The sequence below is a fragment of the Blastococcus sp. SYSU D00813 genome (assembly GCF_054050735.1).
This window is the reverse complement of sequence record NZ_JBJGZX010000032.1, coordinates 25,120-50,405: the sequence shown is the minus strand read 5'-3', so window position 1 is coordinate 50,405 and position 25,286 is coordinate 25,120. Positions and strand designations below refer to the sequence as shown.

24 protein-coding genes are annotated in these 25,286 nt (G+C 78.2%); 10 read left to right on the top strand and 14 right to left on the bottom strand.

The window, feature by feature from the left end; translation table 11 throughout:
• The first annotated feature begins 50 nt into the window (after nt 1–50).
• Nucleotides 51–542, top strand: a complete 492-nt coding sequence (locus ACI8AX_RS18490; protein ID WP_456551313.1) for a pyridoxamine 5'-phosphate oxidase family protein — start codon at nt 51–53, stop codon at nt 540–542.
• A 3-nt stretch (nt 543–545) separates the two neighbouring features.
• Here the strand turns inward: ACI8AX_RS18490 and ACI8AX_RS18485 are convergent, their stop codons facing one another.
• The 4 genes from ACI8AX_RS18485 to ACI8AX_RS18470 all read right to left on the bottom strand — a co-directional run bounded on the left by ACI8AX_RS18485 (nt 546) and on the right by ACI8AX_RS18470 (nt 4,384).
• Nucleotides 546–1,856, bottom strand: coding sequence for a CoA transferase (locus ACI8AX_RS18485; protein ID WP_456551312.1), 1,311 nt, complete (start codon nt 1,854–1,856; stop codon nt 546–548).
• Nucleotides 1,853–2,833 (bottom strand): GlxA family transcriptional regulator, encoded by a 981-nt coding sequence (locus tag ACI8AX_RS18480; RefSeq protein WP_456551311.1) that lies wholly within the window; start codon nt 2,831–2,833, stop codon nt 1,853–1,855. The genes ACI8AX_RS18485 and ACI8AX_RS18480 overlap by 4 nt, the downstream gene beginning before the upstream one ends.
• Nucleotides 2,830–3,516, bottom strand: coding sequence for a maleylpyruvate isomerase family mycothiol-dependent enzyme (locus ACI8AX_RS18475; RefSeq protein WP_456551310.1), 687 nt, complete (start codon nt 3,514–3,516; stop codon nt 2,830–2,832). The genes ACI8AX_RS18480 and ACI8AX_RS18475 overlap by 4 nt, the downstream gene beginning before the upstream one ends.
• 76 nt (nt 3,517–3,592) lie before the next feature.
• On the bottom strand, nt 3,593–4,384 hold the full coding sequence (locus tag ACI8AX_RS18470; protein WP_456551309.1) for a class I SAM-dependent methyltransferase: 792 nt from the start codon (nt 4,382–4,384) through the stop codon (nt 3,593–3,595).
• Nucleotides 4,385–4,499: 115 nt separating this feature from the next.
• On the opposite strand from ACI8AX_RS18470, the gene ACI8AX_RS18465 reads away from it, so the two are divergent.
• From ACI8AX_RS18465 to ACI8AX_RS18450, 4 genes are all read left to right on the top strand, one after another.
• Nucleotides 4,500–4,886, top strand: coding sequence for a DUF6394 family protein (locus ACI8AX_RS18465; protein WP_456551308.1), 387 nt, complete (start codon nt 4,500–4,502; stop codon nt 4,884–4,886).
• Between the two features lie 14 nt (nt 4,887–4,900).
• The gene (locus ACI8AX_RS18460; RefSeq protein WP_456551307.1) at nt 4,901–6,727 is read left to right on the top strand and encodes a potassium channel family protein; all 1,827 of its coding nucleotides are present in this window, start codon (nt 4,901–4,903) and stop codon (nt 6,725–6,727) included.
• Between the two features lie 117 nt (nt 6,728–6,844).
• Nucleotides 6,845–8,587: a protein kinase domain-containing protein gene (locus ACI8AX_RS18455; RefSeq protein WP_456551306.1), complete on the top strand. Its 1,743-nt coding sequence runs from the start codon at nt 6,845–6,847 to the stop codon at nt 8,585–8,587.
• 22 nt (nt 8,588–8,609) lie between these two features.
• Nucleotides 8,610–9,017 (top strand): DUF6221 family protein, encoded by a 408-nt coding sequence (locus tag ACI8AX_RS18450; RefSeq protein WP_456551305.1) that lies wholly within the window; start codon nt 8,610–8,612, stop codon nt 9,015–9,017.
• A 96-nt stretch (nt 9,018–9,113) separates the two neighbouring features.
• Here ACI8AX_RS18450 and ACI8AX_RS18445 read toward each other — a convergent pair whose 3' ends face one another.
• The 4 genes from ACI8AX_RS18445 to ACI8AX_RS18430 all read right to left on the bottom strand — a co-directional run bounded on the left by ACI8AX_RS18445 (nt 9,114) and on the right by ACI8AX_RS18430 (nt 12,804).
• Nucleotides 9,114–9,527, bottom strand: coding sequence for a PaaI family thioesterase (locus tag ACI8AX_RS18445; protein WP_456551304.1), 414 nt, complete (start codon nt 9,525–9,527; stop codon nt 9,114–9,116).
• Between the two features lie 145 nt (nt 9,528–9,672).
• The gene (locus ACI8AX_RS18440; protein WP_456551303.1) at nt 9,673–10,755 is read right to left on the bottom strand and encodes a DUF3616 domain-containing protein; all 1,083 of its coding nucleotides are present in this window, start codon (nt 10,753–10,755) and stop codon (nt 9,673–9,675) included.
• A complete protein-coding gene (locus tag ACI8AX_RS18435) occupies nt 10,752–11,531 on the bottom strand; it encodes a sporulation protein (RefSeq protein WP_456551302.1) in 780 nt (259 codons plus the stop codon). Before ACI8AX_RS18435 ends, ACI8AX_RS18440 begins: the two co-directional genes overlap by 4 nt.
• Before the next feature lie 91 nt (nt 11,532–11,622).
• Nucleotides 11,623–12,804: an MFS transporter gene (locus tag ACI8AX_RS18430; protein ID WP_456551301.1), complete on the bottom strand. Its 1,182-nt coding sequence runs from the start codon at nt 12,802–12,804 to the stop codon at nt 11,623–11,625.
• Between the two features lie 57 nt (nt 12,805–12,861).
• On the opposite strand from ACI8AX_RS18430, the gene ACI8AX_RS18425 reads away from it, so the two are divergent.
• The 4 genes from ACI8AX_RS18425 to ACI8AX_RS18410 all read left to right on the top strand — a co-directional run bounded on the left by ACI8AX_RS18425 (nt 12,862) and on the right by ACI8AX_RS18410 (nt 15,829).
• Nucleotides 12,862–13,731, top strand: a complete 870-nt coding sequence (locus ACI8AX_RS18425) for a tryptophan 2,3-dioxygenase (RefSeq protein WP_456551300.1) — start codon at nt 12,862–12,864, stop codon at nt 13,729–13,731.
• Between the two features lie 79 nt (nt 13,732–13,810).
• Nucleotides 13,811–13,960, top strand: a complete 150-nt coding sequence (locus tag ACI8AX_RS18420; RefSeq protein WP_456551299.1) for a hypothetical protein — start codon at nt 13,811–13,813, stop codon at nt 13,958–13,960.
• A 10-nt stretch (nt 13,961–13,970) separates the two neighbouring features.
• Nucleotides 13,971–14,735 carry an alpha/beta hydrolase gene (locus ACI8AX_RS18415; protein ID WP_456551298.1) on the top strand — a complete coding sequence of 255 codons (765 nt, stop codon included), beginning with the start codon at nt 13,971–13,973 and terminating at the stop codon, nt 14,733–14,735.
• 65 nt (nt 14,736–14,800) lie between these two features.
• Nucleotides 14,801–15,829 (top strand): LLM class flavin-dependent oxidoreductase, encoded by a 1,029-nt coding sequence (locus ACI8AX_RS18410; protein WP_456551297.1) that lies wholly within the window; start codon nt 14,801–14,803, stop codon nt 15,827–15,829.
• 83 nt (nt 15,830–15,912) lie between these two features.
• Here ACI8AX_RS18410 and ACI8AX_RS18405 read toward each other — a convergent pair whose 3' ends face one another.
• The 5 genes from ACI8AX_RS18405 to ACI8AX_RS18385 form a co-directional block, all read right to left on the bottom strand.
• A complete protein-coding gene (locus ACI8AX_RS18405; RefSeq protein WP_456551296.1) occupies nt 15,913–16,110 on the bottom strand; it encodes an antitoxin in 198 nt (65 codons plus the stop codon).
• A 378-nt stretch (nt 16,111–16,488) separates the two neighbouring features.
• A complete protein-coding gene (locus ACI8AX_RS18400; RefSeq protein ID WP_456551295.1) occupies nt 16,489–18,018 on the bottom strand; it encodes an ATP-dependent DNA ligase in 1,530 nt (509 codons plus the stop codon).
• Nucleotides 18,019–18,022: 4 nt separating this feature from the next.
• Nucleotides 18,023–19,432 carry an ATP-binding protein gene (locus tag ACI8AX_RS18395; RefSeq protein WP_456551294.1) on the bottom strand — a complete coding sequence of 470 codons (1,410 nt, stop codon included), beginning with the start codon at nt 19,430–19,432 and terminating at the stop codon, nt 18,023–18,025.
• Nucleotides 19,433–19,463: 31 nt separating this feature from the next.
• Nucleotides 19,464–20,453, bottom strand: a complete 990-nt coding sequence (locus tag ACI8AX_RS18390; protein ID WP_456551293.1) for a YihY/virulence factor BrkB family protein — start codon at nt 20,451–20,453, stop codon at nt 19,464–19,466.
• 48 nt (nt 20,454–20,501) lie between these two features.
• Nucleotides 20,502–23,384: a BTAD domain-containing putative transcriptional regulator gene (locus ACI8AX_RS18385; RefSeq protein WP_456551292.1), complete on the bottom strand. Its 2,883-nt coding sequence runs from the start codon at nt 23,382–23,384 to the stop codon at nt 20,502–20,504.
• Nucleotides 23,385–23,525: 141 nt separating this feature from the next.
• On the opposite strand from ACI8AX_RS18385, the gene ACI8AX_RS18380 reads away from it, so the two are divergent.
• Nucleotides 23,526–24,809: an FAD-binding oxidoreductase gene (locus tag ACI8AX_RS18380; RefSeq protein WP_456551291.1), complete on the top strand. Its 1,284-nt coding sequence runs from the start codon at nt 23,526–23,528 to the stop codon at nt 24,807–24,809.
• On the opposite strand, the gene ACI8AX_RS18375 is transcribed toward ACI8AX_RS18380, so the two are convergent.
• Nucleotides 24,782–25,168 (bottom strand): YchJ family protein, encoded by a 387-nt coding sequence (locus ACI8AX_RS18375; RefSeq protein WP_456551290.1) that lies wholly within the window; start codon nt 25,166–25,168, stop codon nt 24,782–24,784. The two genes, ACI8AX_RS18380 and ACI8AX_RS18375, sit on opposite strands and share 28 nt — an antisense overlap.
• Nucleotides 25,169–25,286 lie beyond the last annotated feature (118 nt).

The window sequence follows — 25,286 nt, the reverse complement described above, 5'->3', positions numbered from 1 at the left end:
GGGGGTCTGGGGGCCACCCCCGCCCCCGCGGGCCCGCCACCCCCCCCCCCTTGTGGGGCGCCCGCGGCCCCCCCCCCCCCCCCCCCCGGGGGCTCACCCAGGCCCCGGGCACGGGCGGGCCCGGCCGCCACACCTTCTGGCTGGCGACGACCGACGCCGACGGCCGCCCGCACGTGACCGGCATCGGCGCCCTCTGGGTGTCGGGGGCGTTTCATTTCGAGACCGGGGAGACCACCCGCAAGGCCCGGAACCTGGCGCGGGACCCGCGGTGCTCGCTCAGCGTGGCGACCGACGAGTTCGACCTGGTCGTGGCGGGCGTCGCGGACGTGGTCGACGACCCGGCGGTCGTGGCGGACACGGCTGCGCGCTGGGCCGCCGACGGGTGGCCCTGCCGGGTCGACGACTCGGGCACGGCACTGACGGCGGAGTTCAGCGCGCCCTCCGCCGGTCCGCCACCGTGGCGGGTCCACCGGCTGACGCCGCGGCGGGCGACGGCCCTGCTGACGGTCGAGCCCGGGGGCGCCACCCGCTGGCGCTTCTGACGCTCAGCCGGCCCAGACGGGCGCCGACGGCCGGGCGGCGGTCGTCCACGGCGGGGCGCCCGGTGGCGCGACGACGGTGAGCGGGCCGCCGTCGGCGGCGACGTCGACCAGGTACGGGTCCGGGTCGGGGTCGTCGCCGGGCCGGCCGGGGCAGCGGCCGGCGGCCAGCAGCCACGCCGCCGTCCGCGCCAGCGCGAGCTCGGCCGACCACGTGCCGCCCTCCTCCCGCCGCCGGGCCAGCGCCCGCAGCGCGGCGGCGGCCGCCAGGTGGCCGGTGGCGTGGTCGAGCACCTGGGCGGGGAGGACGCCGGGCCGGTCCGCCGACCCGCAGACGTCGGCGATCCCGGTCGCGGCCTGCACCAGCGAGTCGAAGCCGCGCCGCCGTCCCCACGGGCCGGTGGTGCCCCACGCCGACAGCCGCACGGTCACCAGGTGCCGGTGCCGCACGGCCAGCTCCGCCGGGTCGAGTCCCAGGGCCTCCAGCGCGCCCGGCCGGTGGCCGAGCAGGACGACGTCAGCGGCGGCGAGCAGCTCCTCGGCCGTGGCGCGGCCACCGCGGGAGGCCAGGTCGACCACCGCGGTGCGCTGGCCGGAGCCGGTGTCGGCCAGGGTGCCGGGGTCCTCGGGCAGCCGCGGGCTCTCCAGCCGCAGCACGTCGGCGCCGAGCGCGGCGAGCGTGCGGGCGGCCACCGGGCCGGCGATGACCCGGGTGAGCGCGAGCACGCGCGGGCGGCCGGCGTCGCAGGGCGGCGCATCGCCGGCCCGGTCGAGGGAGAGCAGCGGCAGGCCTCCCAGCGCCCGGCCCGCCGGGGAGGCCGTCCACTCCGCGGCGGAGCGGACGGCGGCCGCGGCGCCGCCGGCCGCCACCACCGCCTCCTCGAGGTCGAGCGCCGGCACCGCCGCGGCCGCCGCGTCGGGGTCCTCCTCCCCGAGCACCGCCAGCACCGCGGCCCGGTGGTGCGGGTAGTTGGCGTGCAGCCGGACCCACCCGTCGGCGGCGCGCCAGAACCGCGACATCGGGGCGAAGCCCGGCCCGACCGGCCGCCCGGCGCGGCGCACGAAGCGCTCGCTGCGCACGGCCAGCCCGGCGTGCCGGGCGTCGAGCTCCAGCGGCCCGGCCGGCCCGGCCGCCCCGGACAGCTCGCGCGCGGCCAGCAGCGGGGCGGCCACCGCGGCCAGCGCCACCTCCTCGGCCGCCAGCGGCCCGGCGAGCCCGGTGGACCCCCGGACGGCCACCGGCGCCGGCAGCGGCCCGCCGCCCAGCGCGGCCCACGCCTGGTCGAGCAGCGCCGCGACGGGGAGGGGAGCGCTCACGCCGACCGCACCGCGGGCGCCGGGCCGGCGAAGGTGCGCCGGTAGGCCAGCGGCGTCGTCCCCAGCTTGGCGAAGTGGTGGCGCAGCACCGCGCCGGTGCCCCAGCCGACCTCCGCGGCGACCGCGTCGACCGGGAGGTCCGTCGTCTCGAGCAGCTCGCGGGCGCGCTGCAGCCGCATGCGGGCCACCCAGGCCGCGGGCGTCGTGCCGCACGCCTCGGCGAACCGGCGGGCCAGCGTCCGCGGTGACACCAGCGCCCTGCGCGCCAGCCGCTCCACCGACAGGTCCTCGCCCAGGTGCGCCAGGGCCCACTCCTGCAGCGCGGCGACGTCGTCGTCGGCGGCGCGCGGCAGCGGCGTGGCCACGTACTGGGCCTGGCCGCCGTCCCGGTGCGGCGGCACGACCATCCGCCGGGCGATCCGCGCGGCGACCGTCGCCCCGTGCGCCGAACGGACCAGGTGCAGGCAGGCGTCGATCCCGGCCGCGGTGCCGGCGCTGGTGACCACGGCGCCGTCGTCGACGTAGAGGACGTCGGGGTCGACCCGGGCCCGCGGGTACCGCTGCGCCAGCTCGGCGGTGTACATCCAGTGCGTCGTGCAGGGCCGGTCGTCGAGCAGGCCGGCCTCGGCGACCACGAACGCGGCGGTGCAGATCGACAGGACGCGGGCCCCGCGCTCGACGGTCTCCCGGAGCAGCCGCAGCACGGCCTCGGGCGCCGGCTGGTCCGGCGGCCGGGCGCCGACGGCGACGACATCGGCCTCCGCGGCGCGCTCCAGGCCGTGGGGGACGTCGACGGTGAGCCCCGTCTTCATCGGCACCGGGCCGGGGCGCTCCCCGACGACGGCGAAGTCGCAGGCGGGCACGCCGTCGGCCGTCCGGTCGATGCCGAAGACCTCGCACAGCACCGCCAGCTCGAACGGCGACACCCCCGGCAGCACGACGGCGGCGACCGAGCGCAGCGGGTGGCCGGCGGTCACGGGACCACCGGCCCGGCCAGGACGGCGGCCGCCGCGGCGCGGTCGCCGGTGACGGTCAGCCCCGGGGCGTCGAGGCCCGTCCGCCGCCACAGCAGCAGGGCCAGCGCGACCTCGGGGCCGGTCACCTCCGCGACCGGCGCGGGCCCGAGCGACCAGCTGCCCGAGGGTGCGGTGAGGCGCACGCCGCCGGTCAGCGGCGCCATCCGGCCCAGCGCCTCCTGGCGCGGCTGCATGGTGTCGACCACCTCCGCGACGCAGTCGGCGGCCACCGCGGGGTCGGCGTCGGCGGCCACGCCCACCGCGGCGGCGAGGTCCAGTCGGTGCACGAACGTCTCCGACACCTGCCGGCGGGCCCACCAGGCGGCGGTGCCGGGGCCGGTGAGGGTGACGCAGGGGCGCCCGGGGTCGGCCAGGGCCGCGCGCAGCTCGGCCGCGGCGGCCGGGTAGTCGCCCGCCGTCGTCGTCCGCCACAGCGGGCGCACGTCGGGCAGCTCCGCGCGGGGCCCGGTGCGGGCGGCCAGCGCGGCCCACCGGTGGACCGTGGCGAGGTGGCGCACGAGGACGCCGGTGGTCCACTCGCCGCAGGCGGGCACCGGCAGGTCGGCGGGCGCACCGGCGGCCAGCTCGGCGAAGGCGTCCTGCTCGGCGGCCAGGGCGGTCCGGTGGTCCAGCGTCGTCTCCACGAGGGCAGCATGCCGAGCGCCGGGCCACCCGCCCAGTGGCGCGGCTGCCGCCGTCCGTCGAATTCCTGCCAGCGGGTCAGGCGCGCCGGGCGGTGACCACGTGCGCCGTCAGCGCGCCCCGCGCGGCACCGTCGCCGAGCTCGGCGGCCATGGCGGCGGCGACCGCGGCCACCAGCTCGGGCAGCGGGCCGCGCCGGGCCAGTGCCGCCCGCAGCGGGGTGCCGAGGCAGAAGCCCTCGGCCAGCGCGGTCACCGACGGCGTCCCGCCGGTGAGCTGCACGGTCTCCACGTCGCCGTCGAGGCCGCCGGCGGCGAGGTCGGCGGTGATCCGGTCGACGTCGGCGTAGCCGTGCGGCACCCGGACGACGAAGTCCGGCGGGTCCTGGGGGAGCACGGCGGCCAGCGCGCGCACCAGCGCCGCGGGGAAGGCCGAGCGCTCGACCTCGTCCCAGACGGTGACCAGCGCCGTCCCCCCGGGCGCCAGCACCCGCGCCGTCTCGGCGAAGGCCGCGCGGCGGTCCGGGAAGAACATCGCAGCGAACGAGCACACCAGCAGGTCGGCCGCGCCGTCGGCCACGGGCAGCGCCTGGGCGTCGGCGACGGCCCACCGCGCGCCCGGCACCGCGGCGGCGCCGCGGGCGACCATCGCGGGGTTGAGGTCGGTGGCCACCACCCGCGCCCGCGGCAGCGCCGCGCGCAGGGCCCGGGTGACCACGCCGGTGCCGGCGGCGACCTCGAGGACGGTCGACGCGTCCAGCCGGGCGGCCCGGCCGGCCAGCTCCCCGGCGAAGGGGGCGAACAGCGCCGGCCCCAGCAGCCGGTCGTACAGCGCCGGCATGTCCTCGACCCAGACCGCGTCCGTCGTCATGCCCCCACAGCGTGGCCCGGCCGCCGGACCGGGGGAAGGGCCGCCGACCGGCGGGTGCGCGTCGGCGGCGCTACGGTCGGCGTCGGTCCAGGTCGGTCCCGGGAGTCGCGCGCGCATGAACCTCGAGAAGGTGGTGTTCGGGTTCTTCGTCCTGCTCGCCGCGACCCTCAACTTCGGGTTCTTCATCGGCGACATCGACGACCCGGCCGTGCACAACCGCTGGGAGCTCTACGCCGCGGTGGTGGTGAACCTCGTGGCCACGGTGCTGAAGTTCGGCGACCGGACGCAGATCGGGGCCGTCCACCTGGCCACCAGCCTCGTCGCCGACCTGCAGCTCATCGCCGCGACGGTCGTCTTCGTGTACGCCGAGCACGTGAGCAGCGCGGGGCTCACCCCCGAGGCGACCTCGAGCGTCGTCTCGCTCTCCGGCGGCGCGCTCGTCGCGAACGTGGTCTCCCTGGTGCTGCTCATCGTCGAGACCGTCTCGTTCCAGCGGCGCTGACGGAGGCGGCGGTCGTGGGCGGGGTGCTCCGGGCGTTCTGGCGGCTCCTCACCGGGTCGCCGTCGGCACCGTCGTCGCCCGGCGCCCCCGCGCCGCGGCGGATGCGCCGGCGGGAGCGCGTGGTCACCCGAGGGCAGGAGTCCGGGGCGGTGTTCGTGGTCCTCCGCCGGCTGCGGGCGCCGCTGATCACGCTGATCCTCGTCTTCACCGTCAGCGTGGTCGGCCTCGCGCTGGTCCCCGGGCAGGACGCCGAGGGCCGGCCGGCGCGGATGAGCGTCTTCGACGCCTTCTACTTCATGAGCTACACGGCCACGACGATCGGCTTCGGCGAGCTGCCGAACACCTTCACCTACGCGCAGCGGCTGTGGGTGACCGGGGCGATCTACCTGACCGTCGTGGGCTGGGCCTACGCCATCGGCGCCGTGCTGACCCTGCTGCAGGACCGCGCCTTCCGCCGCGCGCTGACCACCGGGCACGTGACCCGCAAGGTGCGGCGGCTGCGCGAGCCCTTCCTGCTCATGGCCGGCTACGGGCAGACCGGCGAGCGGCTGGGGGAGGCCTTCGACGAGCTGGGCCGGCGGTTCACCGTCGTCGACCGCGACGAGGCACGCATCGACGTGCTGGAGCTCAACACCTCGCACGCCGACGTGCCGGGGCTGGTCGGCGACGCCCGCGACCTGCACGCGCTCGTCGTCGCCGGGCTCGACCACCCCTACTGCGAGGGCGTGGTGGCGCTGACCAACGACGACCAGGCCAACCTCGCCGTGGTCATGAGCACCGCGCTCCTGCGCCCGGACCTGCCCGTGGTGGCCCGGACGACGTCGGCGGTGGTCGCCGAGCGGATGCGGGCGTTCGGCACGCCCACGGTCATCAACCCCTTCGACCGCTTCGGCGACCGGCTGCGGCTGGCGCTGCGGGCGCCGTCGTCCTACCAGCTCACCACGTGGCTGGAGAGCGGCCCCGGCGCCGAGCTGCCCGAGCGGCGCGAGGCGCCCGCGCCCGGCCGGTGGGTGGTCGCCGGCTACGGCACCTTCGGCCGGCACTTCGCCGGCGACCTGCGCGCCGAGGGGCTGGAGGTCGTGACGATCGACCCCACCCCGACCGAGGACGGCGAGGACCCGACGCTGCTGGGCGACGCCTCCGACCCTGACGTGCTGGCCCGGGCGGGCGTGGACGGCGCGGTCGGCTTCGTGGCGGGCACCGACGACGACATCACCAACATGTCGCTGGTCGCCGAGGCGCGCCGGATCGCCCCCGGGATCTTCGTGGCCGCCCGCCAGAACACCCCGACCAGCGACCCGCTGTTCTCGGCGCTGGAGGTCGACGCGCTGCTGGTGCCGACCGCGGTGGTCGCGCACGAGGCCTACGCGCAGCTGTCGACCCCGCTGCTGTGGCGCTTCCTGCGCGGGCTGCTCGACCGCGACGACGCCTGGGCGGCGGAGGTGACCGACCGGCTGCTCGACACGTGCGGCCGGCACCTGGACCCGCTGTGGAAGGTGCGGCTGGACGACGCCGAGGCGCCGTCGCTGGGCACCTGGCTGGCCGCCGGCCGGCTGCGGCTGGGCGACCTGCTGCGCAGCCCGGTCGACCGCGACCGCCGGCTGGCGGCCGTGCCGCTGGTGGTCAAGCAGGGGGAGGACCACCTGCTCGCGCCGGGGGACGACGTCGTGCTGGGGCCCGGGGACGAACTGCTGCTCGCCGGGCGTCCGGCGGTGCGCCGGGCGCTGGAGGCGACGCTGCTCGACGACGCCGTCCCCGAGTACCTGGTGAACGGACGGCGGGTGGCCTCGGGCTGGCTGTGGCGCAAGCTCAGCCGCCGGGTGCCCGAGCCGTCGCGCTGAGTCCTCGCCGGCCTGCCGCCGGAGGCGATCGGCCGATCCGGGTGTGACGCCCGCTGGGGCGGGCACCCCAGAGGGTGCGGGAGCAGACCCGCGGCAGCGGAACGAGGGTGATCACACGTGTCGACCGTCGATGGGGGACCCAGGCTCCTCGGGGGGCGGTACGAGCTCCGGGAGCGCATCGCCACGGGAGGCATGGGCGAGGTCTGGCGGGGGCGCGACGTCGTCCTGCAGCGGACCGTCGCGGTCAAGGTGCTGCGCAGCGAGTACGCCGACGACCCCACCTTCGTGGCCCGGTTCCGCGCGGAGGCGCGCAACGCCGCGGCGCTGAACCACCCGAACATCGCCTGCGTGCTCGACTACGGCGAGGCGCCGGAGGAGCAGGCGGGGGAGCACCTGGCGTACCTCGTCATGGAACTGGTCGAGGGCGCGCCGCTGTCGGCGCGGCTGGCCGCCGACGGCCCGATGGACCCGCACGACACGCTGGTGCTGCTCCGGCAGACCGCCTCCGCCCTGGCCGAGGCGCACCGCCGCGGGCTCGTCCACCGCGACGTCAAGCCCGCCAACATCCTCGTGCGGCCCGACGGCGCGGTGAAGCTCACCGACTTCGGCATCGCCCGCTCGACCGACAGCGTGCCGCTCACCGGCACCGGCCAGGTGGTCGGCACGGCGCAGTACATGTCGCCGGAGCAGGCCAAGGGGGAGCCGGCCACCCCGGCCAGCGACGTGTACGCGCTCGGCCTGGTCGGCTACGAGTCGCTGACCGGGCACGCCGCGTTCGAGGGCACCAACCCGGTGACGGTCGCCCTCCAGCACGTCGTCGCCGACCCCCAGCCGCTGCCCGCCGACCTGCCCGAGCAGGTCCGCGGCCTCATCGACTCCGCGCTGGCCAAGGACCCGCAGCAGCGGATCCCCGACGGCGCCGCGTTCTTCGACGCCGTGCAGGAGACGCTCGGCGAGGGACAGGACGGCGACCCGGTCTCCGACACCCGCCCGGCGCGCCTGGTCACGGCGGCCGGCGCCGCGCGCGGGCCGGCGACCGGGCGCCCGGTGACGGCGACCCGGCCCCCGGCGCGCCGCCGGGCGCTGGCGGTCCTGCTGCCGCTGCTGGCCCTCTGCGCGCTCGCCGGCGCGCTCCTGCTGGTGCTCGGCCCGGGCGCCGGGGACGACGGCGAGGGCACCGCCTCGGGCGCGAGCGTGGCCGCCGACCAGGGGACGGTCCTCGCTGCCGACGACCACGTGGGCCGCCCGTACGAGGACGTCGCCGCGCAGCTCGAGGCCCTGGGCCTGGTCGTGGTGCGCAGCGAGCAGGTCACCGCCGACCGCCCCGCCGGGACGGTGACCGGGATCAGCCCGACCGGCGTCCGGCTGGACGACGGGGACGAGGTGCGCGTCACCGTGGCCGTCGCGCCGGCGGAGGAGGACCTGCCGCTGGTGCCCGAGACGACGGGCGGTTCCGTCGGCGGCGCATCGGTCCCGGTGGAGGAGGAGCCGGTCGCCGAGCCCCCGGCGTCCGACGGGACGACGGACACCGCACCGGCTCCGGACACCGGGGCGGGGACGACGACCCCGGACGGCGCCCCGTCGACGTCGCCGGACCCGGCACCGCCCTCGACGTCGCAGGACCCGGCTCCGCCGCCGACCGACCCGGGGACGTCCCCCGCGCCGGCACCCGACCCGGGGACCCCGACGGAGCCGACCGGGCCGACCGCTCCTCCGGAGCCGACCGCGCCCACCGAGCCGGCCGGGCCCACCGGTGGCACCAGCGAGCCCCCGGCGACCGACACCGGCAGCGGCACCGGCACGGCCCCGCAGGGGTCGAGCACCGGCACGACGGCGCCGGCGCCCGCTGCCGCCGGCTGACCGGTACCGGGGAGGACCGACCGTGGAGCCGGCGGACGTCGGAGGCGGGGAGGGCTCGGGGCTGGAGCCGGACATGGTGCCGCGGCTCGACGAGTTCCTGCTGGCCCGCATCGCCGAGGACAAGCGGATCGCCGCGGCGGCCGCCGCCGTCTGGGGCGCCGACGGGGGAGGCGCGCCTCTCGCGGCCCGGGAGCACGTCGGCCGGCACGACCCGCAGACGGTGCTCGCCGACTGCGCCGCGCGCTGGCGGCTGGTGCTGGCGTGCCGCGAGTTGCGTCCGGAGGTCGGCTTCGTGGGCCGCCGGCAGAGCGGGATGGCCGACTTCCCGGTGCCGCCCGTCGACGCCCACCAGCTCGCCGCGCTCACCCTGGCGCTGCTCGCCCTGCCCTACGCCGGCCACCCCGACTACCGCCCCGAGTGGCGGCCCTGAGGGGCGCGCTCCCGCGACGGCGCCGGTCCCGCCGACCTCGCCCTCGTCCGTCGGCCGGTCGCGACGTCCCCGCGGGCACGTGTCGCGCCGGGTGGCTCAGCCGGACGGGACGATGCTCGTGGTGATCTGCGCGGTCGCCACCGGGACACCGGACACCTCGGCCCTCGCGGTCAGGAACGCCAGCCGCCGTCCCCGCCGCTCGAGCCACCCCACGGCCTCGACCCGGCTGCCCTCCGGCGCCGACGCGAGCAGCTGCACCGACAGCGCGTGCGACACCGCGTGCTCGGCCGGGTCCAGCGCCGGCACGAGCGCGAGGTGGGCGGCCAGCTCCAGCACCGCTGTCAGGGCGGCTGCGTGCGCGCCACCGACGCCGTCGCCCGCCAGCCCGGAGACCGGGACGACGACGCCGGCCGACGGGTCGCCCGGCACCAGCGGCCGCGCGCCCAGCGCCTCGACCAGCGGCACCTCGAGCGCCAGCCTGCTGCGGTCCGCCGTCTCGACCCGGTCCACGGTTGCTCCCGCCGGTGGCTGCGGCGACCGGGGACCGCGACGGGGCGTCGCGGCTCCGCGGCCGGGCCGCGGTCGGGCGACGCGGCCGCCTCCATCCTCGGCAGCCGAGGTGACGGCCGCGCGACGCCGGGCCGAACGCCGCCGGTCAGCCGGCGGGCAGGCGGACGACGTCGGCGAGGACCCCGCCCCCGTCGTCCAGCCGGGCCGGCGCCGGGCTGTCGTACACCACCAGCAGCCGCGTGCCGTCGGTGCCGAGCAGGCCGATCCCCTCGGCGTGGTCGTCGCCGTCCCCGTAGGGCAGCTCCACCTCGCGGGTCAGCGCCTCGCCGCGCACGACCTGCGGCGTCTCGGCGGCGCACGCGCCGTGCCAGCGGTAGACCCGCACCGGGCCGTCGAGGTCCATGGTCGGCCCGGCGAGCACGAGCAGGTCCTCCCCGTGCGGGCAGAGGTCGCGCACGCCGAGCCCGTCCAGCCGCAGCACGTGCTTGCGGTAGCCCCGCCCGCCGTCGCCCGGGCCGTCGGGGAACGGGCGCAGCCGCAGCCGGGCGTCGTCGTCCGGGTCGGGCTCGGGCCGCAGCTCCAGCACCACCGCCCAGCCGCGCAGCACCGGGCCGCGCAGACCCAGGTACACGCGGTCGGCGGAGACGGCGATGCCCTCGACGTCCAGGCCGTTGTCCTTGCCCGGGATGGGCAGGAACGGGCCCAGGTGCTCGTCGTCGGCGAGCAGCTCGCGCAGGTCGGGCCCCAGGACGGCGGCGCGGCGCCGCTTGCCGTCCACGGTGGCCTCGCGCACGGCGGTCGGCAGGCCGTCGACCTCGGTCACCGGGATCCGCGCCAGCAGCTGCCGGTTGGCCTGCCCGGTCACCCTCGCCAGCCGGCGCAGCGCCTTCTCGCCGTCGTGCCGGGCCTTGACCTGCCGCCGCCGCAGGCTGTGCGAGCCGACCACCCACAGCCACGGCCCGCCCCGCCCGAGGCCCTCGACGTCGGCCTCCTCCGCGGCGTCCTGGCCGGGCAGGTCGACCAGGTCGGCCAGCCGGACCGTCGTCTGCCCGCCGTACGCGCGCGGGCGCGCGGGGTCGTCGGCGACCAGCCGCTCGATCGTCGCGGTCTCGTCCCCGGCCACCCAGAGGACGGCGCCGTCGCTGCGGACGGCGGAGAGGTTGGTGTGCGTCTGCGCCTGACGGGAGTCCGCGGTGAAGGCCAGCCGGACGGTCCGCTCGACCGTCACAGCCAGCCGCGCCGCGCGCCGAGCTGCCGGACCGCGGCGTCCAGCCGGCCGGCGACCGCCCGGACGTCGGTGTCGGCGTGCGACAGCCGCAGCCGCCCGGACGCGTCGGTGCCCTCGGTGAGCAGCCCGCCGCGCCGGTCCACCTCGAGCACGACCTCGACGCCCGACGGGTCGGCCAGGAAGGTCACCTCCAGCTCGTTGACCCGGCCGCGCAGGTCCCGCGGCGGCGCGAACTCCACCTCCTGGTAGAAGGGCAGCTCGCTGCCGCGGATGCGGCCCTTCTCGACGTCGGCGCCGCGGAAGGCGAAGCCCAGGGAGTCCAGCGCCTGCAGCACCGTCCGCTGCACCGGCAGCGGCAGCACCGTCACCGGGTCGAGGTCGCCGGCGTCGATGGCGCCGGGGATGTCGACGCGGGTCCGCAGGCCCACCCGCATGCCGCGCAGGTGCCAGCCGTCGAGGCTGGTGACCGGGCACTGCCACGGGACGCCGAAGGAGAACCGGCCGCTGCGCTGCTCGCCGGGGGCGATGGTCGAGGCGCCCGCGACCACCGTCGTGCCGAAGACGGCGTTCTCGTGCCACGAGCTGTCGCCGCTCTCCACCTCGACGGTGGCCTCCAGGGCGACGCGGATCTCGGCGATCTCCTGCGGGACCTGGCCGCCGGTGACGGACACGGTGCCGGTCACCGTGCCGCCAGGGGTCGTCTCGGGGGAGTCCAGCACCGTCTCGACGCTCGCGCCGCCGGAGCCGAGTCGCGCCAGCATGTTGCGGAAGGCCACCTGGGGTTCCTCTCTGGGTCGGGGGTGGGGCGGCGCGCAGCCTGCCACCCGGGCCGTCGTCCGTGGGGCGATCCGCGCGCCACCCGCCGGGTCAGCGGCGGGGGAGCGCGAGCGCGGTGGCCAGCCCGGCGGCCACGACCGCGGTGCTGACGGCGAAGGCCACCTGGTAGGACGCCACGTCGGTCAGCCAACCGGCCGCCAGCGGCCCGACGACCGCGCCCAGGTCGGCCGACATCTGGAAGACGGCGACCACCCGCCCGCCCCGGGCCGGGCTGACGTCGCCGACCAGCGCCGCCGGCACGCTGGCCAGCAGCGACGCGGCCAGCCCGTAGGCGGCCATCGACACCAGGAACAGCCCGGTCACCGGCGGCAGCACCAGCAGGGCGAGGGCGGCGGTGCCCAGGGCCGCGCCCAGCACCAGCGACGGGCGCCGTCCCCAGGTGTCGGCCAGCCGGCCGGACCGCAGCAGGCCCAGCGCCTGGGCCAGCGAGCCGGCCAGCAGGCCGGCGCCGGCCCAGGCGGCGCCGCGGCCGAGCTCCTCGGTCACGTACAGCGGCACCAGCGAGTTGCGGACGCCGAACAGGACCCAGCCGACGCCGAGGTTCGCGACCAGCGCCGCCACGTAGACCCGCGACCGCAGCGCCGCGGCGAGCGGCACCGGCCCCTCGTCGAGGTCGGGCCCCGCGTCGGCCGGCGCCGGGCGGGCGGGCAGCCGCAGCATCGTCATGGCCACCGCGCCGGCCACCAGCAGCGTGCCGGCGTACAGCAGGAACGGCAGCCGCGGGGAGAGCTCGGTGAGCACCCCGCCCGCGGCCGGGCCGGCGATGCCGCCGAGGATGAACCCGCCCTGCCAGGTGGCGGCCGCCCGGCCGCGGTGCGTCGGCGGCGACACCCGCAGCAGCAGGGCGAGCGCGGCGACGGTGAACATCGCGCTGCCCACCCCGCCGATCGCGCGCAGCGCCAGGAACACGGGGAACGAGCCGGCCAGCCCGGCCAACCCGGTGGTCACGGCGACGACCACCAGCCCGGTGGCCAGCACCGTGCGCTCGCCGAACCGCTCCACCAGCGAGCCGCCGCCGAAGGCGGAGACGAACCGGAAGAACGCGAACGCGCTGACGGCCAGCCCGACCGCGGTCGTGCCGACGCCGAAGTCCCGGGCGAACAGCGGGATGGCCGGCGCGACGACGCCGAAGCCCAGCGCCACCACGAAGGCCACGACCGCCAGCACCCGCACCTCTCGCGGCAGCCCGTCCTCCGCTCCACGCTGCCGCACGGCCGCCGATGCTCGCACGCGGTGCCCCGGCCGCCGGGCCGGGGCTACCGTCTCGGCGTGGCACCGGAGGAGCAGGACGAGGCGCGGTCGGTCCGGCCCCTGGAGGAGACGATCCGCACCGACCTCGGCGGGCGGCTGGACTACGCCGGCTACCTGGAGCTCGACCGGCTGCTCGACGCCCAGCACCCGCGCAGCAGCCCGGAGCACCACGACGAGCTGCTGTTCATCGTGCAGCACCAGACGAGCGAGCTGTGGTTCAAGCTCGTCCTGCACGAGCTGCGCGCGGCCTGCTCCTACCTGGCCGCCGACGAGCTCGGCCCCGCGCTGAAGTCGCTGGCCCGCGTCAAGAACGTGCAGCGCACCCTCACCGAGCAGTGGTCGGTGCTGGCCACGCTGACCCCGCGCGAGTACCTGCAGTTCCGCGGGGCGCTCGGCGGCGCCTCGGGTTTCCAGTCGGCGCAGTACCGGGCCGTGGAGTTCGTCCTGGGCAACAAGGACGCCGCGGTGCTGCCGCTGTTCGCGCACGACGCGGCGGCCGCCGCCCTGCTCGGCGAGCTGCTGGCGGCGCCGACCCTCTACGACGAGTTCCTCCGGCTGCTGGCCCGCCTCGGGTTCGCCGTCCCGCCCGCGGTGGTGGAGCGCGACGTCCGCGAGCCGTGGGCGTACCAGGCCGGGCTCGTGCCGGTCTTCCGCCGGGTGTACGAGTCCGACGACACCCCCTGGGGCGTCTACGAGGCCTGCGAGAGCCTGGTCGACGTCGAGGACGCCTTGCAGTTCTGGCGGTTCCGGCACCTGCGCACGGTGCAGCGGACCATCGGCTTCCGCACCGGCACCGGCGGCTCCTCCGGCGTCGGCTTCCTGCGCCGGGCGCTGGACCTCACGTTCTTCCCGGAGCTGTACGCCGTCCGCACCGAGATCGGCACCTGAGCCGCGGGTGTCCCGCCTCGCCGTCCGGGGAACCCCTCCGGCGTGGCGGAGCGGCTCCGCCGCGCGGCAGGAGGCACCGATGAGCGAGACCGAGAGCACCCCGCAGCAGGGCCCCGAGGACGACGGGTCGCACGCCAGCGTCGGCGGCGACGTGGCCGCGCCCGGCGGCGGCCGGACCGAGGGGGAGACCACGGCCGACGAGGCGATGGGCGGCACGCCCGAGGAGTGAGGCAGCGGCCGTGGCGCCGACCCGGCGCCAGGTCCTCGGCGGGCTCGCGCTCGCCGGTCTCGCCGCGGCCTGCGGCGCGGACCTCCCCGGCACCGCCCGGCGGGACGACGCCGCCGCGCGGCTGGCCGCCCGCCCGGGGACCGGCGGGCCGTCGCCCGGCGGGGTCCCCACCGGCCCAGGCACGCACGCCCTGGGCCTGGAGCCGGAGCGCGACACCCTGCTGCACGTGCCGCCGGTGCCGCGCGGACCGCTCGCCGTGACCCTGCACGGCGCCGGCGGGGACGCCGGCGGCGGGCTGACCCCGCTGCTGGGCCTCGCCGACGAGCGCGGGGCCCTGCTGCTCGCCCCGGCGTCGCGCGGGCCGACGTGGGACGCCGTCGGCGGCCGGTACGGGCCCGACGTCGAGGTCGTCGACCGGGCGCTGGCCGCGGTCCTCGCCGCGTTCGCCGTCGACCCGGCCCGCGTGGCCGTCTCCGGCTTCTCCGACGGCGCCTCCTACGCCCTGGGTCTCGGTCTGGCCAACGGCGACCTGTTCGGGCGGGTGGCGGCCTTCTCGCCCGGCTTCGTGCCCGGCGCCGCGACCGTCGGGCGGCCGGCGGTGTTCGTCTCCCACGGCACCGGCGACGACGTGCTGCCGATCGACCGCACCAGCCGCGAGATCGTCCCGCGCCTGGAGGACGACGGGTACGACGTCACCTACCGCGAGTTCGACGGGCCGCACGTCGTCCCGGCCGAGGTCGCCCGCGCGGCCGCCGACTGGCTCGGCTGGACCTGACCGGGTTGACTCGTCGTTGAGCGCTTGACGACCGTCCGGCGCACCCCCGGACCCGGAGGACCGCCGTGCACGTCGGGATCGACAGCTTCGTGGCGGCGGTGACCGACCCGGCCACCGGCCGGCGGATCGGGCCGGCGGAGCGGCTGGCCCACCTGCTCGAGGAGATCGAGACCGCCGACCGGGTGGGCCTGCACTCCTTCGGCATCGGCGAGCACCACCGGCCCGAGTACTACGACTCCGCGCCGCCGGTCATCCTGGCCGCCGCTGCGGCGCGCACCGGGCGCATCCGGCTGGGCAGCGCGGTCGCCGTCCTGTCCGCCGCCGACCCGGTGCGGGTGTTCCAGCAGTTCGCCACGCTCGACCTCGTCTCGGGCGGGCGGATCGACCTGGTGGTCGGCCGGGGCTCCTTCACCGAGGCGTTCCCGCTGTTCGGGCTCTCGCTGGCCGACTACGACGAGCTGTTCGAGGAGAAGCTCGACCTGCTGCTGCGCATCCGCGGGTCCGAGCACGTCACCTGGTCCGGCCGGCACCGGCCGCCGTTGACCGGCCAGGGGGTCTACCCGCGCCCGCTGCAGGACCCGCTGCCGATCTGGGTCGGCGTCGGCGGCACGCCGGAGTCGTTCGTGCGGGCCGGCCTGCTCGGCCTGCCGCTCATGGTCGCGATCATCGGCGGCGAGCCGCGGCAGTTCGCGCCGCTGGTCGACCTCTACCGCCGGGCCGGCGAGCACGCCGGGCACCCGCCGGAGCGCCTGCGCGTGGGGCTGCACGTGTTCGGTTTCGTCGCCGAGAGCACGCAGGCGGCCGCCGACACGATCTACCCGGGCTGGCACGAGATGTTCGCCAAGGTCTCGGCCGAGCGCGGGTTCGCCCCGCCCAGCCGGCGGCAGTTCGACGCCACCAGCGGCCCCGACGGCGCCTTCTTCATGGGCGACCCCGACACCGTGGCCACCAAGCTGCGCCGGGTCTCCGAGCAGCTCGGCGGGGTGGAGCGGGTGTCGATCCAGATGACCAACCCGCGCCTGGGGCACGCCGACCTGCTGCGCGGCATCGAGCTGCTGGGCACCGAGGTCGCGCCGCGGGTCGCCGGCGACTGAGCCGCCGTCCGGTCCCGCTGCCACCGCGCAGCGCCGGGGCCGGCCCGGGGACCGTGGACGGCGCTGCGCGGTGGCGGGCGGGCTCAGGTGGCGCGCTGGTCCCGCTGGCCGAGGAACTCGTCGGCCTTGTCGCCGGCCTTGTCGGTCTGGGCGTCGTACTTGCCGCCGGTCCTGTCGTCGGCGAACTGCTCGCCGCGCTCCAGGGCCTGGTCGCTCGTCTTCTCGCCCTTCTCGCTGTCCAGGGCCTTCTTCGCCTTGTCGCCGAGTCCGCCGAGATCCATGTGCAGCTCCTGTCCGTCCGTCCCCCGTGCGCCCGGGGCCTACCCGGCCGGCCACGGACCACACCGCCGGGCCGGTGGCTCCCCGCCCCGGCGTGTCCGGTGACGGTTCGGCCACGAAACCGCCCGCCGGGCGGGTCGCACCGGGATGGTCGCGGTGTCCGCGCAGGCACGGAAGCCGCAGCACCCCGAGCAGACGGGCAGGGGCGACATGGAGTGGGTGGCCGTCAGCACGATGGGTTTCCTGGCCGCGACGGCGATGGTGATCGCCCTCGGCCGCGGGACCACGGCGCGCTGGGAGCAGACCGAGGACGCCGACCGGGCCGACCCCCGGACCGGCCCCCGGGTCGACCGGCCGGCGACGAGGGTTGCGTCGTCCGGTCAGCCGGGCAGCAGCGCGCGGATCGCCTCGACGGTGTCGGCGTCCGCCGCGTCCTTGTCCGGGCGGTACCGCAGCACGCGGGCGAACCGCAGCGCTACCCCGCCGGGGTAGCGGGTGCTGCGCTGCGCGCCGTCGACGGCGACCTCGACGACGAGCTCCGGGCGCAGCCGCACGCCCCAGTCGGGCCGCTCCACCGCGTACCCGGGGAAGGTCGCGGTCTGCCAGGCGAGCAGCTCGTCGGTCATCCCCTTGAACGTCTTGCCCACCATCACCGGCTCGCCGCCTGCGGGATCGCGCGCGGCCAGGTGGATGTTCGACAGCGTGCCGGTGCGCCGCCCGTAGCCCCACTCCGCGCCGACGACCACGAGGTCGAGGGTGTGCACCGGCTTCACCTTCTGCCACGCCCGCCCGCGGCGGCCGGCGGCGTACGGGGCGTCCAGCGCCTTGACGACGACGCCCTCGTGCCCGGCGGCCAGGGCGGCGTCGAGCACCGCGGCGGCCTGCCCGGGCGTGGGGCAGCGGACCCCGGGCATCCGCAGCGGCGCGTGCCCGTCGGCGGCCAGCAGCCCGGCCAGCGCGTCCAGCCGCACGGCCAGCGGCTCGTCGAGCAGGTCGCGGCCGTCGAGGTGCAGCACGTCGAAGAGGAAGGGGGAGAGCAGCACCGTGGGGTCGGCGGTCTCGCTGCCGAACCGGCTCATCGTGTCCTGGAAGGCGCGCGGCCGGCCGTCGTCGTCCAGGGCCAGGGTCTCCCCGTCGAGGACGGCGGTGCGGCACGACAGCGCCCGGATGCGCTCGACCAGCTCCGGCACGCCGTCGGTGACCTCGCGCAGCGTGCGGGTCCACACCCGGACGTCGTCCCCGTCGCGGTGCACCTGGATCCGCGCGCCGTCGAGCTTGTACTCGACGGTGACCTCCGTGCCGAGGTCGGCCAGCGCCGCGTCCAGCGACGAGCCGGGGGAGGCCAGCATGGGCCGCACCGGCCGGCCGACCCGCAGCGTCTCGGCCTCGAGCGCCGCGACCCCTCCCGCCAGCGCCGTGGCGGCGGTGGCGGGCACGCTGCCGGTGAGCATCGCGGCACGGCGGACGGCGGCGGCCGGCACCTCCGCCGCGGCGGCGACCGCCTCGACCAGCACGCCCTCCAGCGCGCCCTGCCGCAGCTCCCCGGCGAGCAGCCGGACGAGGAAGCGCTGCTCGTCGGCGGTGGCCGCACCCAGCAGCCGGCCGAGGACGGCGTCGCGGCGGGCGACCGACCCCGCGCCGGAGGTGCCGGCCAGCTCGGTGAGCGCCGCGTCGACTCCGGCCACGGTCAGCCCGGGCTCCGGCGCCGCCGCGTGCGCCGCCCGGGTCAGGGTGCGCCAGCCCAGCCCCAGCCGCCCCTGCCGCGGCTCACCGGCCAGCCAGGCGGCGACCGCCTCGACCTCGGCCGGCCCGGCGGCCCGCAGCGCGGCCGCGAGCGCGGCGGCCTTGGCGGTGCGGGCACGGGTGGCCGCCACCGCGGCGGAGGCGGCGACGACCTCGGCGAACAGCACGCCGTCAGCGTGGCACGGCGCGCTCCCGGCCCGGTGGCAACCGGACCCGCAGCACCGTCTCCGCCGGTCGCAGCTCGATCTCGATCCGCCCGGCGTGCCGGTCGACGATCCGACGGGAGATGTCCAGGCCCAGACCCGTGCCCTCACCGGGGCCCTTGGTGGTGAAGAAGGGGTCGAAGGCCCGCTTCTGGGTCTCCGGGGTCATCCCGCCGCCGGTGTCGCCGATCTCCACGCACACCCCGGCGCCGTCCGCGCGGGTCGACACCCGCAGCGTGCCGGAGCCGTCCATGGCGTCGAGGGCGTTGGCGATCAGGTGGGTCCACACCTGGTTGAGCTCGCCGGCCACCGCCTCGATCCGCGGCACGTCCCGGCCGTGGTCGCGGACGACGGTCACCCCCGGCGGGATGCGGGAGCCGAGCATCGCCAGCGTGCTCTCCAGCCCCTCGGCGACGTCGGTCTCCTGCACCGCCGCCCGGTCGAGCTGCGAGTACGAGCGGACCGCCGCCACCAGGGCGGAGATCCGGCCGGTCGCCTCCTTCACCTCGGTCAGCAGCACCCTCGCCGACAGCGCGCCCGCCACCCACTCCAGCCCCGGGGCCAGCGCCGGGCCGGGCAGCGCCGCGGCGGTCCGGTCCAGCCAGGCGACGTCGGCGCCGGCGCCGGCGAGGGCCGGGGCGATGAGCCAGCCCCGGTCGACCGCGCGATCGGCCAGCCAGTCCGCCAGTTCCTCCTCGCGGTCGGCCGCGGCCAGCGCGCCCAGCGGCGCGACCGGCGGCGCGACCGGCGGCTCGATGGCGCGGCGCAGGCCGTCCAGCACGGCGAACTGCTCCGGGGTCACCGCCGCCGTCGCCAGCCCGCCGGAGGCGGCCAGCACCGCGTCGCAGGCGCCGGCCAGGTCGTCGACGGCCCGCGTCGCCGCTGCGGCGGGGTTGTCGATCTCGTGCGCGAGGCCGGCGGCCAGGGTGCCGAGCGCGACCAGGGACTCCCGCTGCCGGGCGACGAGCTCGAACGTGCGGGCGGTGCGCACCAGCCCGTCGATCAGGTGGACGCCGAGCGGGAACCGGGCGCCCGCCCAGTCGCGCAGCGCCGGCGCGGGCACCTGCAGCACCCGGCCGGCGGTGGCGGCCCGGCCGGTGGCCACGTAGACGCCGTGCTCGTCCCAGGCGCGGAAGCCCCCGGCCCAGCGGCCGGGTTCGTCCATCGCCCCGAGCAGCATCTCCTCGCGGCCGACGTGCCGGACCAGGTCGATCCGGCCCTCGACCAGCACCAGCCAGGTGTCGGCCGGCCGGCCCTCGGTGAAGAGCACCTCGCCGGGGGAGAACCGGACCTCCTCGCCGGCGGCGAGCAGCTCCCGGAGCTCGTCGTCGCTCGTGCCGTCGAAGAGCTCGAGCGCGCGCAGCTCACCGACGTCCATCGCACCGCCTGAGATCGGGAACGCGGGCAGCCTAGGGCCGCGACCGCTCGTCGGGGTAGGGCGGCGTGCTGTCGGCGACGACGGCGCCGCGCTCGCCGACCGGCTGCTCGGGGCCGACGGTCGAGTCGCGGACGGTCTCCCGCTCGGCCTCGGCGTTCACCGCCGCGCCGACGATCACGAGGAACACGGTCAGCCACAGCCAGAACATGCTGATGGCGACCCCGGCGAGCGAGCCGTAGGTCGACTCGTAGTTGCCCAGGCTCTGCACGTAGGCGAACAGCCCGATCGAGGCGCCCAGCCACAGCAGCGTGGCGACGCCGGCGCCGGGGCTGATCCACCGCCAGCGGGCGTCCCGGCGGTCGGGGGCGTAGCGGTACAGCGTCGCCAGCGCGGCGGCCATCACCGCGGCCAGCGCCGGCCAGGTGAGGACGCCGACGGCGGTGCGGACAGCGTCGGGCGCCCCGGACAGTGCCCGGGAGAGGAGGCCGAGGCCGGCGATCACGGCGCCCACGAGGAGTGCCCCGCCGAGCACGAGCAGCACGCCGATGCCGCTGCGGCGCCAGAAGCTGCGGGTCTCCTCCTCGTGGTAGGCCAGGGTCAGCGCGTCCACGAGGTAGGTCGCGGCGGTGGTCGCCGTCCACAGCGCGACGAGCAGGCCGCTGATCCCGCGCCAGGTGAGCACCTGCCCGGAGGCCGTGGTGATCGTGGTCAGCTGGTCGGCGACGATCGGCTCCAGGTCGTCCGGCAGCGACGCCGCCAGGTCCGACAGCTGCGCCAGCGCCTGCTCCGGGGTGTTCAGCGCGCCGTAGACCGACAGCGCCGTCACCAGCACCGGGGCGATCGACAGGATCGCGAAGAAGGAGATGCCGGCGCTGGCCACCTGCAGCCGGTCGCTCAGCACGTGGCGGGCGGTCCTCCGCAGCACCCGCCGCCAGTCGCCGGCGGTGAGCCGGTGCGGACCGGTCGCGTCGGCGCCCTGCCGTGGGCCGGAGGAGGAGCTCCGGGGGGTGGAGACCGCCATGCCCGGGGAGTTCCCCCGTCCGCGGCGCGCCACGCAGGGCGGGGCGGCTCAACCGGTGGCGAGCTGTCCCACCAGCGCGACGGCGCCGCCGAGGTCCAGCCGCGCGCCCTCGGCGAGCGCGGCGGCGTACTCGTCGGCGGGCAGGGCGGCCTCGGTGGCGGCCACGTACCGCTGCCCGTCCACGGGGTCCATCCGCAGCGGGTCGTAGCCGACCATGCGGGCCGAGGTCTGCACCGCGCCGAGCAGGACCGCGCCGTCCCGGGGGGCGCCCGCGGCGGTGGCGGCCCCCACGGCGGTGAGCAGCCCGGCCAGCGTGCCGGTCGCGTCGCCCTCCCGGTGGGTGAGCTCGACCATCTGCCACAGCGACTGCAGGGCCTCCGGGGCCCGGCCGACGTCGGCGAGCACCTTGGCGCGGATCCACAGCACCGAGGAGTGCGCCCACGAGTGGCCCAGGCCGACGGCCAGGTCGGCGGCGCGGTCCAGGTGCTCGAGCGCGCCGTCGGGGTCGCCGGCCACGCGGGCGAACTGGCCCAGCGTCATCGCGATCTCGGCCTGCACCCACTCGATGCCCGAGGCCCGGGCCAGCTCGACGCCGCGGGCGATGTCCCGCTCGGTGCCGCCGTCGGGGTCGGCGTGCCCGATCAGCGCCCCGACGAAGGCGCGCAGGACCAGCGCCAGCGCCAGGACGCCATCGGTCTCGTCACCGGCGGCCGAGACGATCTCGTTGGTGCGTGCCCAGATGGAGGCGACGTCGCCCGAGAGGTAGGCCAGCAGCGCGTCGCCGAGCAGCGCGCCGCTGCGCACGTCGGCCGGCGCGTCCGGGGCGGCCTCGAGTGCGGCGGACAGCCAGCGGCGGCCCTCCTGCACGTGCCCGCGGCGGTACCACCACCAGGCCACGGCCGAGCCGATCCGCAGGGCCACCTCGCCCTGGCCGGTGGCCAGCGCGTGGGTGAGCGCGGCGCGCAGGCCGGGCTGCTCGGCGTCCAGGCGGCGGGCGCTCGCGGTCCACTCCGGCCGGCGCAGCGTCGGCTCGAGCTCCTCGGTGAGGGCCAGCACGAACCGGGCGTGCCGGTCGCGGAAGCGCCGGTCCTCCTCGGCGCCCAGCCCCTGCTCGGCGTACTGGCGCAGCGTCTCGAGCATCCGGTAGCGGCCGGTCTCGTGGTCGAGCTCGACCAGCGACTTGGCCACCAGCTCCCGCAGCAGCGGCAGCGTGGCGCCGTCGACCTCGGGCGCGGCCACGGCGGCGACGGCGTCGGGGCCGAAGGTGCCGGGCAGCACCGACACGGCCCGGAAGACGGCGAGCTCGGCGGGGGCCAGCAGGTCGACGCTCCACTGCACGGTCGCCGCCAGGGTGCGCTGGTGCGGCGCGGCGGTGCGCCAGCCGCCGGACAGCAGGGCGAAGCGGTCGTCGACGCGGGCGGCCACCTCGGACAGCGGCAGCGTGGTCAGGCAGGCGGCCGCCAGCTCCACCGCCAGCGGCAGCCCGTCGAGGGCGGTGCACAGCTCGCGCACCTGCCGCAGCTCCTCCGCCGAGGGGGTGGCCAGGTGCGGCGCGGCCAGCCGGGCGCGGTCGAGGAACAGCCGCTCGGCGTCGCTGCCGGGTGCGCCGGCCGGCATGGGCCCGCAGGGCAGCACGGCCTCGCCGGGCACGCCCAGCGGCTCGCGGGAGGTGGCCAGCACCTGCAGGTCGGCGCAGCGGGGGAGCAGCGCGGCGCACAGGGCGGCGGCCGCCTCGACCACGTGCTCGCAGTTGTCCAGCAGGAGCAGCAGGGGGCGGCCCTGCACGGCGGTGGCGACCGCGCCGACCGGGTCGCCGGCGGTCAGGCTGACGCCGAGCACCGTGGCCACCTCGGCGGCGACGAGCTCCGGGTCCTCGACGCCGGCGAGCTCCACCAGGGCCGCCGGAGGGGCGCCGGCCGGCCGCCGCCGGGCCGCCTCCAGGGCGAGCCGGGTCTTGCCGCTGCCGCCCGGGCCGACGAGCGTGACGAGGCGCTGCCCGGCCAGCGCCGGGGCGAGGGTGGCGAGCTCCTCCTCCCGGCCGACGAAGGCGGTCAGCGGCACCGGCAGCGGGGCGATCGGCAGGGCGGCCGGCGCGGCCGGCGCCGGCGGGACGGCCGGGGCGGGCGCGGCCGGGGGCGGCGGCGCGGCGGCGGCCCGCTCCGGCGCCGCGAGGTCGGCGTCCTGCCGCAGGATCCGGGCGTACAGCTCCTGCAGCGCGCGGCCGGGGTCGACGCCGAGCTCGTCGGCCAGCAGCGCGCGGCCCTCGGCGTAGGACTCCAGCGCCTCGGCCTGCCGGCCGCAGCGGTACAGGGCCAGCATCAGCGAGGCGCGCAGCCCCTCGCGCAGCGGCTTGGCCCGCACCAGCTCCTGCAGGTCGTCGACGATCCCGGCGTGCCGGCCCAGCCGCAGGTCCAGCTCGGCGGCCAGCTCCCGCGCGTCGAGCCGCAGCTGCTCGAGGCGCTCGGACTCCTCGACGGCGAAGGTGGCCGACACGTCGGCGTAGGCGGGGCCCCGCCACAGCGCCAGGCCCTCGGCGACCGCGGCCCGGGCGCCCTCGACGTCGTCGCTGGCGGCCAGCTCGCGCGCCGACCGCAGCAGCCGCACGAAGCGCACCGCGTCGACGTCCTCGGGATCGGCGGCGAGCACGTACCCGGGGTCGCGGGTGAGCAGCAGCGACCAGCCGCCCGGTGCGGTGTCGGGCTCGAGCTCGCGGCGCAGCCGCGAGATCAGGGCCTGCAGCGTGCCCGACGCCGACGCCGGCGGCTGCCCGCTCCAGACCCGGTCGGCCAGCACGTCGACCGGCACGGTGCGGCCGACGTCGACCAGCAGCGCGGCCAGCGTGGCCCGGTGGCGGGCGGTCTGCCCGGGCAGCAGGGACTCCCCGCGCCGGATCTCGACGGGACCCAGGACCCGGAAGGAGGTGGCGCTCATCGCCGCGCAGCCTAGGGCCGCGAGGTGACGGTTCGGCAACGAACCGGGCCGCGACCAGCCGCGCAAGCGCCGGGCAAGGACCGGGCAAGCGGGCGGGCCGAGGGTGGGACCCGTCCCGCCCCGCACCACCCTGGAGCGTCCGTGTCGCACGTCCTGCCCCCCGACCTCACCGCCCGGCTGCGGGCCCGCCTCTCGCCGGACGCCGCCGTGCTCGACGGCGGCGTCGTCCGGGTGGCGACCGCCGACGACGTCGTGGCCGTGCTGCGGCTGGCCGGCCGGCACGGGGTCGCGGTGCGCGAGGGGTCGGCGCCGGCGGGGTCGCGGGCCCTCGTCGTCGACGTCGGCGCGCTGTCCGGGACGACGGTGTCGCCGGCCGGCTGGGCCCGGGTCGGCGCCGGCGTCCGCTGGTCGGCGCTGCTGGACGCCGCCGCGGCGCAGGGCCTGGTCCCGGTCACCGGGGCCTCGGTGCAGGACCGGGTCGTGGACTCGGTGACCGGCGGCGGCGTCGGCCCGCTGGCGCGCACCTACGGCCTGGCCTCGGACCGGGTCCGCGCCGTCGAGCTGGTCACCGGGGACGGCGTCCTGCGGCGCGTCACCCCGACCGAGGACGCCGAGCTGTTCTGGGGCCTGCGTGGTGGCGGCCCCGGTCTGGGCGTGCCCACGGCCGTCGAGCTCGACCTGCTGGCCGGCGCGCCGCTGGGGAGCGCGGTGCTGCGCTGGCCCGGGACGGAGGCGGCGTGGGTGCTGCGGGTGTGGCAGGACTGGGCGGCGGCCCTGCCGACCGACGCCGGCACCTCGCTGGTGCTGGCCCGGCCACCGGCCGGCGCGCCGGCCGTGACGGTCTCGGCCACCTGGACCGGCGAGCCAGAGGAGGGCGCCGAGCTGCTGGCCCCGCTGCTGCGGGGTGTGCCGCCCCGGGTGCGGTCGGTCGGCCAGCGCCCGCGCGGGGACCTGCGGCCGGCGCCGGTCGGGCCGCCGGCCGGCCGGGAGTCCTCGCTGCTGCTGGACCGGCTGCCGGCGGGCGCCCCCGACGGGGTGCTGCGGGCGCTGGGCGGCGGGCTGCCCCGCTGGGTGGAGCTGCGCCGCCTCGGCGGAGCCGTCGGCTGGCCGCCGGTGGTGCCCAGCGCGGTCGGCTCCCGCGACGCCGCGCTGGCGGTGCGGGTCATCGGCGGCGACGCGCCCGAGGACCGCGCCGCGACGGCGGCCTGCGCCGACGAGCTGGCGGCGCTGCTCGGGCCGGCGACCGGCGGGCGGCCGCCGGCGCACGGGTGGACGGCGACCCCCGACGTCCTCTCCCGGCACCACGCCCCGGCCGTGCAGGCGAGGCTCCGGGCGCTGGCCGCGGCCACCGACCCGCACCGGATCCTCGAGGGCGCCGGCCGGGCCGTGGCCGGGGCTCAGGGCAGCGCGACGCCGTCGAGGTAGGTCCAGCGGCCGCCTTCGCGGCGGAACCGGCTGTCCTCGTGCTGGGCGCCTGGGCGGCGCCCGCGCACGTAGGAGGCGCGGAACTCGACGGTGCCCTCGGCCGCGAGCATCCCGCCGCCGGAGGTCGCGAGCACCTCCAGGCCGAGCCAGCGCACCTCCGGGTCGAGGTCGAGCGAGGCCGGGCGGGTCCGCGGGTGCCAGGTGGCCAGCAGGTAGGCGGCGTCCCCGACGACGAAGGCGCTGTAGCGCGAGCGCATGAGCTGCTCGGCCGTGGCCGCCGGCGCCGTCCCGTCGTGCAGCCGCCCGCAGCACTCGCCGTACGTCAGGCCGGTGCCGCAGGGGCAGCGTCGGGGAGCCACCCGCCCAGTCTCCCGCGCGGTCCCGGCCACCCGGCCAGGGTCTGCCCCCACCGGGGAACCGGGGTCGGTTCCGGGCGCTCCCGGATGGGCGCGGACGCCGGACGCGGACAGGCTCGTG

Bases quoted from the DNA above. Each gene is read 5' to 3' on its own strand.
- ACI8AX_RS18470 (WP_456551309.1), bottom strand. From the start codon at position 4,384: ATGACGACGGACGCGGTCTGGGTCGAGGACATGCCGGCGCTGTACGAC.
- ACI8AX_RS18465 (WP_456551308.1), top strand. From the start codon at position 4,500: ATGAACCTCGAGAAGGTGGTGTTCGGGTTCTTCGTCCTGCTCGCCGCG.
- ACI8AX_RS18420 (WP_456551299.1), top strand. From the start codon at position 13,811: ATGAGCGAGACCGAGAGCACCCCGCAGCAGGGCCCCGAGGACGACGGG.
- ACI8AX_RS18405 (WP_456551296.1), bottom strand. From the start codon at position 16,110: ATGGATCTCGGCGGACTCGGCGACAAGGCGAAGAAGGCCCTGGACAGC.
- ACI8AX_RS18395 (WP_456551294.1), bottom strand. From the start codon at position 19,432: ATGGACGTCGGTGAGCTGCGCGCGCTCGAGCTCTTCGACGGCACGAGC.
- ACI8AX_RS18390 (WP_456551293.1), bottom strand. From the start codon at position 20,453: ATGGCGGTCTCCACCCCCCGGAGCTCCTCCTCCGGCCCACGGCAGGGC.
- ACI8AX_RS18385 (WP_456551292.1), bottom strand. From the start codon at position 23,384: ATGAGCGCCACCTCCTTCCGGGTCCTGGGTCCCGTCGAGATCCGGCGC.